Annotated in this window: 2 protein-coding genes; one reads left to right on the top strand and one right to left on the bottom strand. The window is 43.2% G+C overall.

All coding sequences use genetic code 11. The features are described from left to right. The first annotated feature begins 614 nt into the window (after nt 1–614). Nucleotides 615–743 (top strand): hypothetical protein, encoded by a 129-nt coding sequence (locus VLN09_RS05750; protein WP_325244536.1) that lies wholly within the window; start codon nt 615–617, stop codon nt 741–743. Nucleotides 744–852: 109 nt separating this feature from the next. Here VLN09_RS05750 and recG read toward each other — a convergent pair whose 3' ends face one another. Continuing rightward, the gene (gene recG / locus VLN09_RS05755; RefSeq protein WP_325244538.1) at nt 853–3240 is read right to left on the bottom strand and encodes an ATP-dependent DNA helicase RecG; all 2388 of its coding nucleotides are present in this window, start codon (nt 3238–3240) and stop codon (nt 853–855) included. Between the last annotated feature and the right edge of the window lie 26 nt (nt 3241–3266).

The raw sequence follows: 3266 nt of genomic DNA on the forward strand, positions 1-3266 counted from the left end.
AGGTGGTTTTTGAGACAAGATGTCAGTTTGACGATACGGTGGTAGTTCAGATTGTTGAGATGGCTCAATATTGGTTTCTTGCTCGCTAGTCGGTGCTTGCTTATTATCAGGGTGTTTAAAATCACTCATAGTCGGTCTCTATAAATAAGCACGGTACTAACGCCGTAAAAAAGTATAAGGGAAACAAAATGATGCAGGCCGATCTTATCAATAATGGTGTTTTAACATTGTAGACTATCTTGTCAGTGGGTCAATTATGTTAAGTATCTGTATAGTCAATTGTTGATAGTAATGAGGATATAGTAAGACACTGAACTTAATAAAGATATTAGTACCAAAGATTATAATATGAACGATAAATAAAGACAGACAACAGTGTATTCTCCGTTCAGTCCCCAAATATTTTTCACCTAAAATCCACCTCTCTCAAAACTTATTCACCCAATAAAGTAAGTGACTTAATGTGACGTCATATTGAACAGGTTAGGATACGACAAGTGTTCTTAGACTAATAACTCGCAAAAATTAACGATACATACTACCTACAGTTTAGACTTGTATTTTCGAGGTAATTTGTCATCATTAAGATGATATTATTAATAAAGGAACCAATCATGGCTAATAAATCAGACGTAAAGAAGCTTAAGAAAGATATTAAAGACACCAAAGCGAAAATTAAGCAGAAAAAGAAAGACCTCAAAGATCTTAAGAAGTCATTGAAAAAAGCGAAAAAAGTTAAATAGATTTGCTTCAAAAAAAACAGAAGAGGATAGCATTGGCTGTCCTCTTTTTTGTTTGCTATTAATTTATTGCTTAAAGATTGCGTCAAATCATATAGCTGACTCACCGCGATTAGGCATTAGTATAACGACTAGCCTCAGGCATCCAGCGGTGAATCAGTTGGCTGACGTCCGCTTTGCGCGCAGGATCTGCAATCAAATGCTTGGCCAAACGCTGAGCAATAGCAAATAATTGCTCATCACGGATCAGGTCAGCCAAATAATAACCGACATTACCTGTTTGCCGCTTGCCTAACAGCTCACCAGGACCACGCAGCTCCAAGTCTTTTTGCGCAATGACAAAACCGTCTGTGCTATCACGCAATACATTTAAGCGTTCAGTACCCGTCTCCGACAAGGGCTTTTGATACAGCAGCACACAATAGCTTTTGGTTGAACCTCGTCCAACTCGCCCGCGCAATTGATGTAATTGCGATAATCCCAATCGCTCTGCATTCTCAATAACCATCAGAGAAGCATTGGGCACATCAACACCGACTTCGATAACGGTAGTTGCAATTAATAAATCGAGATTTCCAGCTTTGAACGCCTGCATAATAGCTTGTTTATCAACGGATTTCATTTTGCCATGTACCAAGCCTATTCGAATATCCAAGCGCTCATTTAAGTCTTCATAAGTTGCTTCAGCGGCTTGTGCATCAAGTACACTCGACTCTTCTACCAGTGAACACACCCAATATGCCTGCCTACCTGCCTCACAATTTACTGCAATGCGCTCAATCACTTCATCGCGTCGATTACGGTCAATCGTCACCGTAGTAATCGGCGTGCGTCCCGGTGGCAGCTCATCGATAATGGAGGTGTCCATATCGCCATAGACACTCATTGCCAGCGTACGCGGAATCGGCGTTGCCGTCATAATCAATTGATGTGGTGTGCTGTTAGCGACGCCCTTATTGGTCAGAGCCATACGCTGCTCAACGCCAAAACGGTGCTGCTCATCGATAATAACCAAGCCCAATTTGGCAAATTTTACCTGCTCTTGGAATAAGGCATGCGTTCCAACAACGACTTGTACGGTATTCTCGCTCACCGCCTCTAACGCTTCGCGGCGCTGCTTCGCGGTTTGCTTACCAGCAAGCCAGCCAACACCAACACCTAACGGCTCAAACCAGTTTTTAAAATTAACCAAATGCTGCTCTGCTAAGATCTCAGTCGGTGCCATCACCGCCACTTGCCAGCCACTATCTAGTGCATAACCCGCCGCACCTGCTGCAACCAACGTTTTACCAGCGCCAACATCGCCTTGTACCAACCTAAGCATAGGTATCGAGGTCGCCATATCAGCGGTAATATCTTTCATGACTCTTTTTTGTGCACTCGTTAAGTCAAATGGCAGCGCACCAAATAATTTATCTGCCAATGGACTTTGGACAGCACATTTTGGCGCTTTATACTGATGCAATTGCTGACGGCGATATAATAAGCTGAGCTGATGTGCGGTTAATTCTTCAATGATAAGGCGCTGACAGGCAGCATGGGTACGAGCACTTAATTGCGTCAGCAGCTGATACTGTCGACCAGCGTCGGTATAAGTAGGCGGTGTATGCAGTAACACCAACGCTTCAAATATGGTTAAATTGTAGACGTTATTATTAGCCATGTTTATAGCATCAGAACTGGTATTGTTTTGACTATGATAAATAGAGGGGTAAGCTCTATTGACGCTATTATTAATGCTATCACTAAAACTATTGTCAGGCACACTACGTGCGAGTGTTGAAAATATATCGTCTGGATAATCAGTTTCTACAATTGCTACTTTAGCAAGCTCAAAAGGCGCTAATGGCAAATCTGCCACGACTGAAAAATCCTCAGGCGTAAACAAGGTCATCGGCAAACCCTGATTGCGAACCGTTTGCAGCGCAAGCTTAATTAAGGTGCGCAGCTTGTTTTGATGTAAACCTTTGACACTGGGATAAATGGGCTCTAAACCCGTGTTGACGATGGCTTCATTACTACTGATAATCTGATATTCAGGATGATGTATCTGCTTACCATAGCGGCTGACTTTGACTTCGCCAAACAGCTGCAAACGCGTGCCGACACTCATCGTTTGCGCAAGACCGCGATAGACCTTAAAAAAGCGTAGCGATATCGTCCCAGTATCATCATCTACAATCACTGTCATGCCGCTACGATTGGTATCGATATGTACCACACGACCAGTAATTAAAGCTGCTTGCCCATGAGCAACATCGCCTATCGATACCAATCGGCTACGGTCTTCATAATCACGTGGCAGATGTAGCAACAAATCAAAAATACGAGTGATACCCAGCTGGGTCAATTGCTCTGCGACTTTTGGACCTACACCAGCCAGCGCCGTCACTGGTAAATCAAGTGCCGAGGCGACCCTATCAGAGCTGGCATGTTTTGCTGCACTGTCCAACACAGAATCTGATGAATGAGCTGACGTAGGGCTAAGCGATGTGGGCATCAAAAATCCTAACAAAGTTAAGGTAA

This window comes from Psychrobacter sp. (genome assembly GCF_035469765.1).
Taxonomy (GTDB): Bacteria; Pseudomonadota; Gammaproteobacteria; order Pseudomonadales; family Moraxellaceae; genus Psychrobacter.